This window comes from Pantoea sp. sgz302252, from assembly GCF_042610525.1.
Classification (GTDB): Bacteria; Pseudomonadota; Gammaproteobacteria; order Enterobacterales; family Enterobacteriaceae; genus Erwinia.
In genome coordinates, this window is record NZ_JBHDVM010000001.1 from 524,128 (window position 1) to 540,113 (window position 15,986).

Annotated in this window: 14 protein-coding genes; 9 read left to right on the forward strand and 5 right to left on the reverse strand. The window is 52.2% G+C overall.

What is annotated here, in order from left to right; all coding sequences use genetic code 11:
* Positions 1 to 12 precede the first annotated feature (12 nt).
* Genes ACETPC_RS02400 through ACETPC_RS02410 form a run of 3 tightly spaced genes read left to right on the forward strand, consistent with a single transcriptional unit; the run spans position 13 to position 2,803 of the window.
* Positions 13 to 831, forward strand: a complete 819-nt coding sequence (locus ACETPC_RS02400; RefSeq protein ID WP_380178246.1) for an MBL fold metallo-hydrolase — start codon at positions 13 to 15, stop codon at positions 829 to 831.
* A 12-nt stretch (positions 832 to 843) separates the two neighbouring features.
* Positions 844 to 2,079 (forward strand): MFS transporter, encoded by a 1,236-nt coding sequence (locus ACETPC_RS02405; RefSeq protein WP_380178247.1) that lies wholly within the window; start codon positions 844 to 846, stop codon positions 2,077 to 2,079.
* Positions 2,080 to 2,092: 13 nt separating this feature from the next.
* On the forward strand, positions 2,093 to 2,803 hold the full coding sequence (locus ACETPC_RS02410; protein ID WP_380178248.1) for an MgtC/SapB family protein: 711 nt from the start codon (positions 2,093 to 2,095) through the stop codon (positions 2,801 to 2,803).
* Positions 2,804 to 2,850: 47 nt separating this feature from the next.
* Here ACETPC_RS02410 and ACETPC_RS02415 read toward each other — a convergent pair whose 3' ends face one another.
* On the reverse strand, positions 2,851 to 3,306 hold the full coding sequence (locus ACETPC_RS02415; protein WP_380178249.1) for a hypothetical protein: 456 nt from the start codon (positions 3,304 to 3,306) through the stop codon (positions 2,851 to 2,853).
* A gap of 385 nt (positions 3,307 to 3,691) precedes the next feature.
* Between ACETPC_RS02415 and ACETPC_RS02420 the strand changes: the two genes are divergently transcribed.
* Positions 3,692 to 4,411 carry an alpha/beta fold hydrolase gene (locus ACETPC_RS02420; protein WP_380178250.1) on the forward strand — a complete coding sequence of 240 codons (720 nt, stop codon included), beginning with the start codon at positions 3,692 to 3,694 and terminating at the stop codon, positions 4,409 to 4,411.
* A gap of 486 nt (positions 4,412 to 4,897) precedes the next feature.
* Complete coding sequence (fhuE, locus tag ACETPC_RS02425) at positions 4,898 to 7,102, forward strand: ferric-rhodotorulic acid/ferric-coprogen receptor FhuE (protein ID WP_380178251.1); 2,205 nt, start codon at positions 4,898 to 4,900, stop codon at positions 7,100 to 7,102.
* Between the two features lie 27 nt (positions 7,103 to 7,129).
* Here the strand turns inward: fhuE (ACETPC_RS02425) and ACETPC_RS02430 are convergent, their stop codons facing one another.
* Both ACETPC_RS02430 and fhuE (ACETPC_RS02435) read right to left on the reverse strand, forming a co-directional pair.
* Positions 7,130 to 7,504: a hypothetical protein gene (locus ACETPC_RS02430; protein WP_380178252.1), complete on the reverse strand. Its 375-nt coding sequence runs from the start codon at positions 7,502 to 7,504 to the stop codon at positions 7,130 to 7,132.
* A gap of 137 nt (positions 7,505 to 7,641) precedes the next feature.
* Positions 7,642 to 9,807 (reverse strand): ferric-rhodotorulic acid/ferric-coprogen receptor FhuE, encoded by a 2,166-nt coding sequence (gene fhuE / locus ACETPC_RS02435; RefSeq protein ID WP_380178254.1) that lies wholly within the window; start codon positions 9,805 to 9,807, stop codon positions 7,642 to 7,644.
* Positions 9,808 to 10,121: 314 nt separating this feature from the next.
* Between fhuE (ACETPC_RS02435) and ACETPC_RS02440 the strand changes: the two genes are divergently transcribed.
* Positions 10,122 to 11,198 carry a YncE family protein gene (locus ACETPC_RS02440; protein ID WP_380178256.1) on the forward strand — a complete coding sequence of 359 codons (1,077 nt, stop codon included), beginning with the start codon at positions 10,122 to 10,124 and terminating at the stop codon, positions 11,196 to 11,198.
* A 40-nt stretch (positions 11,199 to 11,238) separates the two neighbouring features.
* Here the strand turns inward: ACETPC_RS02440 and ACETPC_RS02445 are convergent, their stop codons facing one another.
* Entirely contained in the window at positions 11,239 to 11,985 is a 747-nt protein-coding gene (locus ACETPC_RS02445) for an SDR family oxidoreductase (RefSeq protein ID WP_380178257.1), read from the reverse strand.
* A 134-nt stretch (positions 11,986 to 12,119) separates the two neighbouring features.
* On the opposite strand from ACETPC_RS02445, the gene ACETPC_RS02450 reads away from it, so the two are divergent.
* The gene (locus tag ACETPC_RS02450; protein ID WP_380178258.1) at positions 12,120 to 13,025 is read left to right on the forward strand and encodes a LysR family transcriptional regulator; all 906 of its coding nucleotides are present in this window, start codon (positions 12,120 to 12,122) and stop codon (positions 13,023 to 13,025) included.
* A gap of 148 nt (positions 13,026 to 13,173) precedes the next feature.
* Here ACETPC_RS02450 and ACETPC_RS02455 read toward each other — a convergent pair whose 3' ends face one another.
* On the reverse strand, positions 13,174 to 13,968 hold the full coding sequence (locus ACETPC_RS02455; protein WP_380178259.1) for an SDR family NAD(P)-dependent oxidoreductase: 795 nt from the start codon (positions 13,966 to 13,968) through the stop codon (positions 13,174 to 13,176).
* Positions 13,969 to 14,222: 254 nt separating this feature from the next.
* Between ACETPC_RS02455 and ACETPC_RS02460 the strand changes: the two genes are divergently transcribed.
* Together ACETPC_RS02460 and ACETPC_RS02465 are read left to right on the forward strand one after the other, a co-directional pair.
* On the forward strand, positions 14,223 to 15,125 hold the full coding sequence (locus ACETPC_RS02460; protein WP_380178260.1) for a pyridoxal-phosphate dependent enzyme: 903 nt from the start codon (positions 14,223 to 14,225) through the stop codon (positions 15,123 to 15,125).
* 94 nt (positions 15,126 to 15,219) lie between these two features.
* Entirely contained in the window at positions 15,220 to 15,960 is a 741-nt protein-coding gene (locus ACETPC_RS02465) for an SDR family oxidoreductase (RefSeq protein ID WP_380178262.1), read from the forward strand.
* Positions 15,961 to 15,986 lie beyond the last annotated feature (26 nt).

Sequence of the window (15,986 nt, forward strand, 5' to 3'; positions counted from 1 at the left end):
AAGATAAAGAGTATGGAGATTCATTTTCTGGGGACGGCCGCTTCAGAAGGCATTCCCAATGTTTATTGCTCATGCGCTGTCTGCGAGCAGGCCAGAAGCGCACCCGGTAAGCACAGACGAACGCGGTCATCCGCCCTGGTTGACAGGCAAATACAGATCGATATTTCCCCAGAGTTTACCTGTCAGCTTGCGCGCGACGGTATCGATGCCAGAAAGATTACCGATTTGCTTTTTACCCACACTCATCCCGACCATTTTAATATTGGCGACCTTTACAGCCGCATGGTCGGTTTCGGTCATGGCATAAACCAGACGCTAAATTTGTATGGTAACGATATAGCTATTAGCGAGTGCGCCAGGTTATTGTCGGGCTATAGTCAGGAGCGATTTAAACTCAATCTGGCCGTTCCTTTTATTACCATCGAAAGAGGGGGGTATCGTTTAACGCCGCTGCTGGCGAATCATGCCGTTTGGGAGTTTTGCTATCTGTGGTTTATTGAAAAAGACGGTAAATCGCTTTTTTACGGCCATGACTCAGGCTGGTTTCCTGAACTTACCTGGCAATGGCTGGCGGGAAAACATATCGATTTAACCGTGCTGGAATGTACGCTGGGCTTTAATGGCGAAACCCATCCCAATAATCATATGAGTATAGAAGCAATCCTGGCTGCGCAGGAAAAGTTAAAAGAACTGGGCTGCCATGATGACCAGAGCCAGCTGGTTTTGTCGCATATTTCTCATAATGTCAAAATGAATCATCAGGAACTGGAAAAACTTATGCTTTCTCACGGCATTCTTGTCGCCTGGGACGGCCTGAAAATGGAAATTTAAAAGGGTCTTAATATGGAAATGGCAAAGACACCCCGTCTGTTTATGATGATGTTTATGCAATATTTTGTACAAGGTGCCTGGAGCATGACGCTGGGGCTGGTTTTAAGCACTTACGGCATGTCCGATATTATTGGTACTGCTTACGGCGCTTTGGGCTTAGCCACCATCCTTTCTCCGCTGTTTACCGGCATGATTGCCGACCGTTTTTTCTCTTCGCAAAAAGTCATGGGCACGCTGCATTTAATCAACGCCGGTATGCTGCTGCTAATCCCACAACTATTTGAAAGCCGTAACGAAACGCTGTTGATTGTGGCAATATTTTTAGTCGGGCTGCTTTTTTATCCTACCGTTGCGCTGGCCAACAGTATCAGTTTCCGGCATATCAGTGGGGTAAAACTGTTCCCGGCCGTCAGGGGATTCGGCACTATTGGCTTTATGGCTATCGGTTTTATACTCGGCCAGCTCGGCTACTCCGGCAGTACCATGACCTGGTATATCGCCTCGGGCGCCGGGCTGGCATTAGGGCTCTATTGTTTCACCCTGCCGAAAACGCCGCCGAAAGCCCATGGCGATAAATTCGCCATTCGCGATTTGCTTTGCCTGGATGCGCTCTCTCTCTTTAAGGATAAATATTTTAGCCTGTTTATGCTCAGCACTTTCTTTTTAATGGTGACTAAAACAGCTTACGTCGCTTATATTCCGGTGTTTATTAGCTCGCTGGGTTTTGATAACGCAGCTTCAATGATGCAGATTGGCTCGATAACTGAAATCATTTTTATGCTGCTTTTATCCCTGTTCCTGATTAAATTTGGTTTCAAGGTCGTGATTCTTTCTGGCGCGATATGCTGGGTCATTCGCTGTCTGCTATTATCCCAGGCCGCAGCTTTGGAAAGTACGGCTTTTGTGGTTATCGCACTGCTGCTGCACGGCATTTGTTGGGATTTCTTCTTTACCGCTGGCGATATTTATGTTGACAGCAAAGCAGGTGAAAAAATCAAAGCTCAGGCACAAAGCTTACGTTTTATCGTTTCCAATGGCATAGGATTAATGTTCGCCTCTACCCTTTGCGGCCAGATTTTTAACCGCACCGTCACCGCAACCGGCACGGAAAGCCTGCCGCAGTGGCAATCTTTCTGGCTCTATCCCATGGCAATTGCGGCAGCCGTGGCCATCGTCTTCCTGGCGGTATTTAAAAACGAGCCTAAAGTGCAACCAGCTAACACTGTAGCAGAACAGGATGCGGCCTGAAGGAGATCGATTTATGGCAGGGTTGCCGGATTATTTGCTTATCCTTCTGGAACAGTGGGAAGCAGTAGTAAAATTCAGCGCCTCCTTTATCCTGGGCGCCGTAATTGGCTGGGAAAGAGAGTCGAAAAATAAACCCGTAGGCATAAAGACCTGTATCATTATTGCCGTAACCAGCTGTTTATTGACCCAGGTCTCTATTCAGTCCGCAGAGCATTATGCGGAGATATCAGCCAATATTCGCACTGACCCAATGAGGCTGGCTGCGCAAATCATCAGCGGGATCGGGTTTCTCGGGGCTGGCGTCATTATGCATCGTCAGGGCGATGGTATTTCGGGCCTGACCACCGCCGCCATTATCTGGGCTTCGGCTGGCATAGGTATAGCCTGCGGCTCCGCTTTCTATCTCTACGCGCTTTTCGGCACGCTGCTCTATTTAATAGCAATCCGGTTCAGCCACGTGATTGCGCGTTTTAAAGCCAGCGACGGCAGCATTCATCGGGTAACGGTTCGGCTGGTCATCGACAGCAGCGACAGCATCCCTCTGGTGTTTGACCGGATGCATAAGCAGCAGTGTTATATCGATACGCTGAATCTAAACGATGCCAAAAAAGGGCGGATTATTATGCATATGAGAATGACCACCCGCAGAAAAATGGCCGTATACGATCTTTATTCAACCCTGAAGCATATTGAAGGCGTCTGTTCTGTAGCGCTTGACCGCTAGCAACCACTGCAGGGCGGCCACTATGGCCGCCCTGAACGCGGAGAGGCTTAGCCCTGGCCAGCATCAGTCTCGGTAAAGGCTGGCTTTTTCTCGGCGGTGGAATAGGCTACCTGCTTGACCTTATCCGGGGTAGTGGTGATTTTCACTGCCGGGATAGTTACGCGGCCAAAACCGAGCAGGGTAGGGACGTAGCCGCCAACCTGGTGCTCGCCTGCAGGCAGGTGCAGCTGCAGGCTCTGTCCGCGGATCAGCGCGCCGGCGTCTTTGCCGTCTACGGTTACGTAAACGGCGGAACCGTCATCCGTACGGCTGGTTACGTGAGAAACGTTAACCTGCGTCGGGCCGGTGGTGAAATCTTCTGCTGAAACCTGTGCCGGGCCTTTAAAAAAGTTAGCGGCCGATGCCGTCACCGATGAAGAGGCCGGTTCGTCTTTTTTATGGCTGGTGCAGCCGGTCAGCGTTATGGCGGCCATGGTTACGGCCAGGGTGAAACGACAGATCATTATACCTCACTATCCTCTGCGGCTTTTAAGACGCTATTTTAGCGCCTGCGCGTTGCCGAAAACAGTCAGGTCTCTTCTTAAAATAGCGCTCATTACCTTTATTTACGCTAAACGCGCAAAGAACAGACGTTCCTGTCATCATCGCGGGAAAGCACGGTGCGCCAGGCCTTGCCGCGTAGTAATAGCAATAGCGCTAAAGGCGAAAACTTGTCTGATGCCGGTGATTGTTCTCAGTCTGCTACTTTAGTTACATCATACTATTCTAAGCAAAACGCAAAGTAGAATTTAACTTCAGGGGAACGTTATCGCCAGGCAGGGAAAACTTCCGCCACGCTGAGAAATAGCGTAGGGTATTTTCTCACTTAGCTTAAAACGGAACTGCTATATGACTGATAACACAGAGTTATTTTTTCATCAGCAAGGGAAGGGGCCGCTGGTGGTGTTACTGCACGGTTTGTTGATGGACGGAAAGTGCTGGCAGCAAAGCGGATTGCCAGCTTCCCTGAGCCAAAATTACCGTGTGGTCATGCCTGATTTACCAGGTCATGGCCACAGTCTCGCCTGGCCCGACGGCTACAACCAGCAGGCGATGGCTACCGCTGTTATTGCTCTCCTCGATCGCCTTGGCTATGCAAAGGCGCATATTCTGGGCTATTCCGCAGGCGGTTGGCTGGCGGCTGGCCTGCTAAAATATTACCCGCAGCGGCTTTCTTCGGTGATTATTGGTGGCTGGGACTGCATAAATGGGCTACCGCAAGGCCCCAATGGCGCGCTGAGCTTTGCTGAATTTATGACTTTCGCCCGTGAAACTGCGCCTGAGTTGGCGGGATGGGTTTCTGCCCGGGAAGAACCAGCCCTCAACGCTTTTTTTGATTTGTTGTCGCAACCGCAGCAAGTTGAAGAAGAGTTAAAGCGCAGGGCCGTTCCCGCGCTTTTTTGGGCTGGCAGGGAAGATCTTTGTTATCCGACCATAGCCCGCTGGGCTGCCGATTGCAGTTTTCCCTTGCTGACAGCGGAAGGTGACCATCTTGCGGCTGTACGAGAGCCGGGCGCTGCGCTCATCAAAGAAATTTGCCGTTTTATCGCGCGGGCAGAAATCGCCTGAGCATCCACAACATGGTTAAACCTTTGCCAACCGATCACGGCAGTCGGGGTAATTTAAGCTAAATATCCCTCTGCAAGGGCGCCGCTACTAGCTAAAACTGGTGTGGCGCCTGGCCCTTTCAGATTATCAGCAGGAAAAAGTCCGTTACCACGAATAACATGGTACAGAGAGAATATGCTCTGTTTTTAGTTACATCATACTAAATAACTCAATTAGTTCCCACTCAGTTAAACCTCAGAGAAAGCACTAGTCAGGCAGAGGTTCTGACGACTCCACAGCGCTCAACCTGCCTGACTTACAAAATCTTGAAAAGTTCATTAATAATCTTTTACATGCCAAATAAAAAAAATTATAGTTCTCATTCGCATTTGTAGATGGCCGTATCAAAGGCCGTAAAGCCGGATGGCCATTCTGCAAAAAGCGGCGGACAGAACAGTGGCAGAACGGCACAGCCCGCTCATAAATAATGAAAATTTCGAGGTACAGATGTTTTTTGCTCAGCGCATTAACAGGGAAAACCGCCAGCGCGGCGGGGCAGAAGGGTTCAGCACTTCTTACTCCGTAGTTGCCGCACTGGTCGCTATGGCTTTACAAATGCCGACTGCAACAGCAGCCGAAACCGCAAAAGAGCAGACGCTAACGGTTAACGCCGCGTCCGACAGCGCAACCGACACTGCAGCCACGGATTACAGCGTTCCTGTTACCTCTTCTGGTACTAAAATGCCGCTGATTGCCCGCGATATTCCTCAATCGGTCAGTATCATCAGCAAGCAGCGCATGGAAGATCAGCAGCTGCAATCGTTGGGTGATGTGTTAAACAACACAACCGGCATATCGCAAAGCGTGGCGGACATGGATCGCCGCACTTACTATGCGCGCGGTTTTTTGATCGACAACTACATGGTCGATGGCATCCCGACCGTATTCGAAGGTCGCTGGAACCTGGGCGATGCCCAGACAGATTCCGCGTTGTATGAGCGTATTGAAGTGGTGCGCGGCGCAACTGGCCTGATGACCGGCGCAGGCAACCCTTCAGCAGCTGTGAACATGGTGCGTAAGCATGCGGACAGCAAAGAGTTTACCGGCGACCTTTCTGCTACCTACGGTAGCTGGAACAAACAGCGCTACGTAGCGGATCTCTCCGCACCATTGAGCGAATCCGGCAACGTGCGCGGCCGTATGGTGGCGGGATACCAGCACAATGACAGCTTTGTTGAACGTTATAGCGCAGAGAAGAAATTTATCTACGGCGTGGTTGATGCCGATCTGAGCGATTACACCACGCTTTCCGCTGGTTATGAATATCAGGAAACCAACGCCGACAGCCCAACCTGGAGCGGCGTTCCTCGCTGGCACACCGATGGTTCCGCCACTCACTATCGCCGTGGCTACAACACCGCGCCGGACTGGGCCTATAACGATAAAGAAAGTAAAAAGGTCTTTGTTAACCTTAAACAGCGCTTCGATAACGGCTGGATGCTGACCCTGAACGGCACCCATAACGAAACCTTCCTCGACAGCCGCCAGCTCTATATCGACGGTTACTTTGACAAAAATACCGGCGCGGGCGTATCGCCTTACGCTAACTATCCGGTTATCGGCGGCACCGGTTACAACACTGGCAAGCGTAAAGTTGACTCGGTAGATACCTTCGCCAGCGGTCCTTATGAACTCTTTGGCCGTCAGCATGAGTTGATGGCGGGCCTTAGCTACAGTAAGCAGCGCAACACCTATTACAGCACCTTCGAAAATATCTCTTCCGATATGATCGGCGACTTCAACAGCTATAACGGACAATACCCGGAAACGGACTGGAGCGAGCGTACGCTTTCCCAGCAGGATACAACTCGCCAGAAATCTGCCTATGTAGCGACCCGCATCTCATTAGCCGATCCGCTGCACCTGATCCTTGGCGCACGCTACACGCGCTGGAGCACTAACACGCTCACCGAGGATATGGAAAAGAACAACATCACGCCTTACGGCGGCCTGATTTACGATATCAATGAAAACTGGTCGGCCTACGGTAGCTATACGTCAGTGTTCCAGCCGCAAAGCTATCGTGACGTCAATGGCAGCTATCTGGCGCCGGTTATCGGCAAAAACTACGAAACCGGTTTGAAATCTGACTGGTTTAACAGCCGCCTGACCACCTCGCTAACGCTGTTCCGCACCGAACTGGATAACGTGGCGCAGAGCACCAATCAGACCATTGCAGGCACGACAGATACAGCCTACGTTGGCAAATCCGGTACCGTCAGCCGCGGAGTAGAGTTTGAAGTTAACGGCGCGCTGACCGACAACTGGCAGATGACCGTAGGCGGCACTCGCTATATCGCAGAAGATCGTGATGGTGAGGCGGTGAATCCTCAGCTACCGCGCACTTCGCTGAAGCTGTTTACCAGCTATCGCTTGCCGGCATTGCAGCAGCTGACAGTGGGTGGTGGCGTCAACTGGCAGACCCACGTCTGGCAGGATGTCGGAGCGCCGGAAGGCAACGGCACCTGGCACGCGGAGCAGGGCAGCTACGCGCTGGTTAACCTGTTTAGCCGTTATCAGGTTACTAAACAGCTGACCTTGCAGGCGAATATCAACAATCTGTTCGATAAGGAATATGATACTAACGTCAGCGATTATATTGTTTATGGCGAACCACGTAATTTCTCGCTGACCGCCAGCTATAAGTTCTGACCCACGCTGAAATAGCTCCTGCGGGAGCTATTTTTTTGTATTGTAATAGATAGTCTTACCAATATGGATATTGCTTTTACCGGATATAACTATCGTGCCGGGCTTATCAGACCTGACATCATTAAAATGCGATGACGGTTTTTTTACACCGGCCGAGGCCGTTGATTTTTCGCTTGTTGAATTATATCTTCCTGAAGAAGAACCGCCGGGATAATAGGTATTACCTATCCTGACATTTGATGAGTTCGATATTTTTATATTAAAGTTAGCGGAAGAGCTGTTATGCACACTGGTAGTCTTATTGGCAAAGCTTTTGACATTGCTGTTTGTTTTGTTGCTGTCGCTATAGGCCGGGTTGCTTCTCTGGGCTGAGCTTGCCGCTGTCTTTCCAATATTAAACATTAAATCCTCCTGAACTAATTAGTGTGAAGATTATTGTCGTTCACGTTCAGAAAAATATCTTTCAAAAAAAGCGCTTTAGAGCTTAAGTTTGCGTTTAAGGCCAGAAAATTCTCTGGCCTTGCTGCCTCAGGCGCTACTCAAAATGTATAAGAAAGGTTTACTTCATAGTTACGCGGCGCGCCGTAAACTACCGAGTCGCTTAGCCACGTCGTATAAGTTCGGTCAAAGAGATTATTGACGTTAGCCTGTACTGCCAGCTGCTTAGTGACCTGATAACGGGCGAACAGATTCGCCAGCGGATAGCTGCTCTGATACAGGCGTTTGGTCTCGCCATCCGGCCCGGTCGCGTCCTGGAAGGTGCGGTTCTGCCAGTTGACGCCGCCGCCGACGGTCAGATCCGGTAGCGTCGGCACGCGATAACGAGTAAACAGCTTCAGCTGCGTTTGCGGCATCTGGCTGTTATAGCGACCTGTAGAATCCGTTGCTACAAAACGTGTTGCGCCAAAGGTCATCTGCAAATTATCCGTCACCGCACCGTTAAGCTCAAATTCTGCGCCTTTGCTGACAGCGCCTTTAGTCGCGACGTAAGCCTGCTCGCTGGAATTATTAACGTAGTTGTCGCCATCGGTTTGCGCAGCATTCTCCTGCTCAATACGGAACACGGCGAAAGTGGCGGTCAGGCGGCCATCATCCCAGGAGGATTTCAGACCCGTTTCATAATTCTTGCCTGTCACCGGCGACAAATAAGCGCCATTTTTGGTGCGGTAGGTCTGCGGCTGGAATATCGAAGTGTAGCTGGCATAGGCTGACCAGGTATCATCAATGTCGTACACCAGACCGCCGTATGGCGTGATATTGTTTTTCTTAACGTCGCCGCTGCTGCCCATCGTGCTCCACTGCGTATAGCGCGCGCCAATAATTAGCGATAGCGGGTCAGCCAGCGAGAAGCGTGCCGCACTGTAAACAGCTTTCTGGCGCACTACATCATCTGCATTCTGATACCAGTCGCCCCATTCAGGCTCATCCACGTTACCGTTCCAGCCGTTGTGGAAACTGCCCATTTCACCTTCGTTATAAGGCCCGTTGCTGCTGTAAGTGGCATTATGCTGGCGGCTGTAGCTGACGCCCGCTACCAGCTCGTGCTGGCGACCAAATAGCTCGAACGGCCCGCTGGCGTAGCTGTCGATGGAATCGACCTTGCGCTTGCCTCTGTCCTTGCTGCCGAAGCCCAGCGTGCCTTCACCCGTTTGTTCATCCGGCCAATCTTCCAGGTAGAGCAACTTATCGTTAAAGGTCTCTTCCGCATGAGTGCCGTTAACGCGCAGTAGCCAACCGTTGTCAAAATTATGGTTAAGATTGGCAAAAACCTTGCGCGAATTAACATTGTAACGTGTCCAGTCCGCCGCCGTGCTGGTGCTGCGGTCGTAATGCGTGCGTGTGCCATTGCTGTACCAGGTCGGCAGGCCGCCCCAGGTAGGATTGCCGGTATTGGTTTGTTGATAGTCGTAGCCAAGAGAAACGGTTGTCTTATCGGTGAGGTCGGCATCAAGCACGCCATAGATAAACTTTTTGGTTTTGTGATAGCGATCCAGCCAGCTGTCCTGATCCTGATAGCCTGCTACCACGCGACCACGCACGTTGCCTGACTCGCTCAGCGGGCCGGAAACGTCAACGGCGTAGCGCTGCTTGTTCCAGCTGCCGTAGCTGGCGGAAACAGTGCCGGTAAATTCTTTACTGTCGGCATGTTTTCGCACCATGTTTACCGAAGCGGCGGGGCTGCCTGCGCCGGTCATCAGGCCGGTTGCGCCACGCACTACCTCGATGCGATCGTAAATTGCGGTATCTTCCGCCGCGTCGCCGAAGTTCCAGGTATCGCTAACGGAGGTAGGAATATCGTCATAGGTGAAGCTGCTAATCTGAAAGCCGCGCGAAAAATAAGAAGAGCGCTCGCTGTCGATAATTTCGGAAGCTACACCGGTGGTGTTGTCCAAAACTTCGCTGACCGACTGTAAATTCTGATCCTGAATACGCTGTTTCGTTACCACGCTAAGCGACTGCGGCACATCACGTGGCGTCATCAACATTTTCGTGCCCGCCCGCGTAGTTTTAACGCTGTAATCCTGCTGCTCGCTGGTACCGCCGTCAGCGGCATTCGCCTCAACCACCAAATCCTGCTGCGTAGCCTGGCTGTTGTCGGCAGCCAGTGCCGGATTGAACTGAGTGTGGATCGCCAGCGCCAGCAGCGAGACGGTAAAAGTTTTTACTGGCGCCCGCGCGCCATTTTCCCTGCGATTGAAAGCCATAAAATTCTCATAAGTGATAGGCCACTGCTTTTTTTATTGTCCCGTGAGGACGCGCATATCACCCAGCCCGGCTCGACCAACAGGTGAGGGGAAAAGGTGAGAATGTGAATGATAAGTATTTGCTTTTAACCAGTCTCTAAGTGCCTGATGAATAATATGTAACAACTTGTTAATTTTGCTAAAAAAAAGCGGCTGGCACCTCACGTCAGACCGCGGTAACTGACTGATGTAGATTTACATCTCTTTTGCTAATGCGTATGCTTCTCATTCTTTTTATCGGCTAACCGACTTTTTATCCATTGATGGAGTCCTGCATGAAATCTTTTAGTCCGCGTAAGGCTGCCCTTGCAGTCGTCGCTGCATTCAGCCTGGCCGCTTGCCAGGCCCCGGCAAAAAAACCAGAAGCGCCCGTAAACAGCACCGCAGCGGCGAAGCCGGATACCCGGGTTATCCAGCGCGAGTTAGGTGATGGATTGTACGAAATGGCATGGACGCCGAAAGCGCTCTACGTTGCCAGCGCGCAAGCTTTCAAAAACGTTAACGGCGGCCTGCTTTACCGCCTGGATCCCGCTACGCTGGCCACCACCGGCGAAACCCATACCGACCTGAAAAACTTCGGTATGGCGGTCGATCCGGACGGCAGCGTCTTCTACACCACCAATTCGCTGGATGGCGCTATTGCTAAAGTCGATGCGGAAAGCGGCAAAATTCTGCAGCGCCTGCAATTTAGCGAGAAAGCTAAAGAGGGCTATCCCTACGGCGCGCGCGAGATTTTCTGGCACGAAGGTAAACTTTACGTTGGCGGCGTAGGCGATCCGGGCGTGATCTGGGTTGTGGATGCCAAAACCCTGAAGCTGACTAAAACCATCAAAAACGCTGGCAAGTGGGTAACAGGCATTATCTGGTCGCCGGTTACTGACCGCATCTATGCGGCAAACGGCGGCGGCGAAGTACTGGTAATTAATCCACACACGCAAAAAATTGAAAAGCGCTGGACCGTGGGCGACGGCAAAGAGTATCTGCTGCTGAACCTGGCGGAAGATCCGGCTACCGGACGTCTGTTTGTCACCGACAACTCCAAAGCGAAAACCACGCTGGTGTTTGACGAGCGCAGCGGCAAAGTCATCCATCGCATCGATGGCGACGCGCTGGGCATTAAATTCAACGAGAAGCGCAATGAGCTTTACATCAGCCAGCGTGAATCGAAAAAAGTGCTGCAGCTGGATGCAACCAGCTATGCAGTGAAGAATAGCTGGTCATTCAGCAGCAGCCCGAACAGCCTGCTGGTTTCCCCGGATGGGCAAACGCTTTACGTCACGCTCAAGCAGGACTTCAATAAAGACGACACCACTAAAGGCAAAGACAGCCTGGTGCGTATAGCGCTGAAATAAGCTGAAACGGCGGCGCTAGCGCCGCCGTTTTGCTGTGTAGTTAAACCTGCGCCATGCCGCCGTCGACAAAGAGTTCGGTGGCATTAATAAAGCTGGCGGCGTCGGAAGCCAGAAACGCCACCGCTTTGCCAATCTCTTCCGGTTCGCCCAGACGGCCCAGCGGCACCTGCGCGGCCAGATAATCAAACAGTCCCTGGCGCTCTTCTTCACTGACCAGCTCGCCTAAACCAGGCGTTTTTACCGGGCCCGGACTAACCACGTTAACGCGGATGCCGCGTTCCTTCAGATCCAGCGACCAGGAGCGGGCAAAGTTGCGCACTGCTGCTTTGCTGGCGCTATAGACGCTGAAGCCCGCCGTGCCCTGAATTGAAGTGGTGGAAGCAGTGAGGATCACTGACGCGCCATCACTCAGCAGCGGCAAAGCTTTTTGCACGGTAAACAGCACGCCGCGCACGTTAGTCCCGAAAATGCGATCGAAATGCTCTTCGGTAATGGCACCCAGCGGCAACATATCACCGCCGCCCGCATTGGCGAACAGAATATCCAGACGGCCTGCTTTATCGGCGATGCTGGCATAAACATTGTCCAAATCGGCTAAAACAGAGGCGTCTGCGCGAATACCTGTGGCCGCCGGACCGATAGCGGCGACGGCGGCGTCAAGTTCCGGCTGACGACGGCCAGTAATAAAGACTCGGGCGCCCTGGGCTGCCAGTTCCTGTACGGCCGCCAGGCCAATACCAGAAGTGCCACCGGTAACTAACGCGATTTTGCCATTCAGTGTGTTCATGTTCTTCTCCGCAATTTTTAAGTGATGGCCCGGTCTGTCCGGGCATGAATTCACTGTAGCCTTGTACGGTTTATTGATAAATCCTGTAAAATGAAAATGACTATCCATGCATGGGAATAATGGCGGTAAATAATATGGACCAACTTATGGCGATACGCGCTTTCGCGCGCGTAGTGGAAGCAGGTAATTTTACCCGCGCGGCAGACTCGCTCTCCATGCCAAAGGCAACGCTGAGTAAAGTGGTGCAGGAACTGGAAGCGCATCTTGGCATCAGGCTACTTCAGCGTACTACGCGCCGGGTCACCGTAACGCCGGAAGGGCGCGAATACTACGAAAAGACTGCGCGTATCCTGAGGGATTTGGATGATATCGATACCTCTTTTTCGGCGGTGCGCGGTCAGCCGCATGGACAGCTGCGTATTGATGTGGGCGGCTCTACGGCGCGCGATGTGTTGATCCCGGCGCTGCCGGATTTTATGGCTCGCTACCCGGATATCCGCATCGATCTGGGCGTGTCGGATCGCGCCGTCAATTTGATTGGCGACAGCGTCGATTGCGTTATTCGCGGCGGCCCGCTGGCAGATTCTTCGTTAGTCGCCCGTAAGATAGGTTTTGCCACGCTAATCACCTGCGCTTCGCCGCATTATCTTAAGCGCTACGGTATTCCCGCCAGCCCGCAGGAGCTGAACAATGGCCACCGTCTGGTCAGCTATCTTTCCTCGGACAGCGGCAGGGCTTTTCCTTTTCGTTTCAAGCGGCAGGGCGAGAAAACAGAAATCAAAACTGCGCACCGGCTTGGCGTAAATGAAAGCAACGCGCATCTGGCGGCGGCGCTGGCAGGGCTGGGCATTGTGCAAACCTTTACCTATGCGGCAAAAGAGGCATTAAGCAGCGGACAGCTACAGGAGATCCTGGAGCCCTGGCGACCGGCTTCTTATCCTTTTCATGTGGTCTACCCGCAAAACCGCCACGTTACGCATCGCCTGCGTGTCTTTATCGACTGGCTCGCGGAGGTATTCCCGGCGCGTGTTGGCGCGTAGAATCAGGTTGAGAATAATTAAACAATAAACCGGATTGTCAGAAAATTATCGGGGATATATAACGGCGTGATTTAATTGAATTCAACCATTGGCTGTTTTTAGTGCATTATTTAGTCAGTTTCTGCCGGTTTACCCGGCAGAGTAGTGATTAGCGAGATGCCGAGCCGGGTTCGGAAACAAGGCGATGACGCTGCGCCTTTTGCGATTCGCTCTGAATTCGGTTCAGCACATCCCCTTCATGTTCAGCCTCGTCGCTGCCGTAAACATATTCATGGCCGCTCATCAGCGCATACCAGGCGCGTTCTGCCACTTCTTCTGGTTTGGTTGGCTGGCTGGCACCGACTTTAGTATCGGCCTGGCCTGCGTTTTTAAAGAAGTTGGTTTCCGTGGCGCCTGGCATCAGTAGCGTCATAGTCAATCCACTGCCTTTCAGCTCATTGCGGATCGCCCAGAAAAAGGAGTTTACAAAGGCCTTGCTTGCGCCATAAATCGCCTCAAAAGGAACAGGCGAGGTGCCGGAAACGGAAGAGGTCATTAGCACATGACCCTTTTGCCGTTCAATCAGCGCGGGCAGGAATATTTTTGCCATATGCACATAAGAATCAATATTAAGACGGATTAGCTGTAATTCTTTTTCCAGCTCGGTTCCGCCAATAAAGCGGCCACCCAATCCCTGACCGGCATTAATAACCAGTGCATCAACAACAAATCCGGCTTTATCAACGCGCTGCTTTAACCCTTCAATTTCCTCATAACGACTTAAATCTGTGCTAAAAGCATGGATCTGCGTACCGTATTGGCGAAGCTCATCGCAGGCCCGATTTAATTTTTCCTCATTGCGCGCTACCGCCACGATATCGTAGTTATTTTTTGCAAACACTTTGGCAAGCTCAAAGCCAATGCCGTTGGAAGCCCCGGTTATTAACGCAATCTTATTGCTCATCGTTTATCCTCTGTTTTTAATCACCTGTTAACCGTAGCAGTGAAATAAATAGCTAAAGTGCATAAAAAGCGGAAGATTAAATTTGGCACTGTGAAATATTTATTAATCAAAGGCTTATCTTCATTGAACGCAATTCAATGCCGGGTTGAACCCGGGCCAACCCCGTTTGCGCCGCGCAGAAGACGCCTGGGTATAGCCATTAGCGGCAACCGCCTGTATAACAAAGAGTTCCATTTGCCAGTCAGAGAGAAAAGATGACCATCAGTATAGAAACGCCTTTACTTTACTCACAGCCGCTAAGTGAACTGAACCGCTGCAACGTCTGGCTGAAAATGGAATCCTCGCAGCCGACCGGATCCTTTAAATTGCGCAGCGCCGGACATGCCTGCCAGCATTATGCGCAGCAGGGCGCAAAGGGATTTGTTAGCTCCTCCGGCGGTAATGCGGGCATCGCCGTGGCGCACAGCGGACGCAAACTGAATTTGCCGGTCACGGTAGTAGTGCCGGAAACCACTTCGGAAAGAGCCAGGCAGCTGATTCAGCAGGAAGGCGCGGAACTGATCGTGCACGGTAAAATCTGGGCGGAAGCCAATGAGCTGGCACTCTCGATGACTTCGTCAGAAATTGTCTATATCCATCCTTTCGACAATCCTTTGCTGTGGCAGGGCATTAGCGGGCTGGTAGACGAAGTTGTTGCACAGCAGGTAACGCCTGACGCAATCGTGCTCAGCGTTGGCGGCGGCAGTTTGCTTTCCGGCGTGGCGCAGGGGTTGGAAAGACACGGCCTGGCGCAGACGCCAATTTATGCGGCAGAAACTTACGGCACGGCTTCACTGAACGCTGCGATAAAAGCAGACCGGCTGGTGAGGCTGGAGAAACTCAGCGGCATCGCCACCACGCTGGCTGCCAGTCAGGTTTGTGAAAACGCCTTCAACGTCAGCAAAAAGCATGACGTACGCAGCCACCTTGTTACAGACGAAGAGGCGGTAGCGGCCTGCAAGGCTTTCCTTAACGATCACCGAACCCTGGTCGAGCCTGCCTGTGGCGCCTCGCTGGCGTTGCTGTATGGGCAGAAAATGGCGTTTGCGCCCGGGGATAACGTATTGGTTATCGTCTGCGGCGGTGCCTCGGTAACCTATGAGTATTTACTGAAATAATAAACCCTGTTGTAACTGTCCCCAACTGAAACAGATGACGGAACGGGCTGTGCTAAGTACATTCAATCCAGAATTGCTGAAAAAGGGGAAAGCCGTGGGCAGATTTAGCGGGAAAAACATCCTGATCACGGGCGGCTCCAGCGGAATGGGGCTGGCCGGCGCGCTAAGGATCGTGCAGGAAGGTGGGCAGGTTGCGATAACGGGTTTAAATAAAGAAAGGCTGGAGGCCGCGCGACAGCTGCTGCCTTCATCCTCGCTTATTCTGCATAGTGATGCGGCTTGTGAAGACGATATCGAAAAACTCGGTGTGGCTGTTGAAAGCTGGGGCAGACTCAATGGGCTCTGGCTGAACGCAGGCTATGCTGAGGTCGGCGCGCCAGAGGCCGTAACGGCCAGCGCCTTTAATCGCATGATGAATGCTAACGTCCGGGGCCCAATGCTGCAGCTGGCCCGGCTTACAAACAGCCTTGATACCGGTGCTTCCGTGCTGGTAACGGCCTCCTCTTCAGTTTATGAAGGGGCGCCCATGACCAGCCTTTATGCGGCAACCAAAGGCGCGGTAACGGCTATGGTCAGAAGTTGGGCAGCCTCACTGGCGGAACGCAATATTCGCGCTAATACGCTGGTTCCCGGCCCCATCGCTACTAACTTCCGCCATTTTATGCCGGAAGAGGCGCGCCAGCAGTTTGAGGAGTTTGTGGTCAGCCAGGTGCCGCTTAAGCGCGCCGGAACCGCAGAGGAGGCGGCCGCGGTCGCTCTGTTCTTGCTCTCCGATGACGCGGCGTATGTCACCGGCAGTCAGTATGCCGTAGACGGCGGGCTGGTTCGTTTATAATTGCGGCCTTCGGCGGAAGGCCGCAG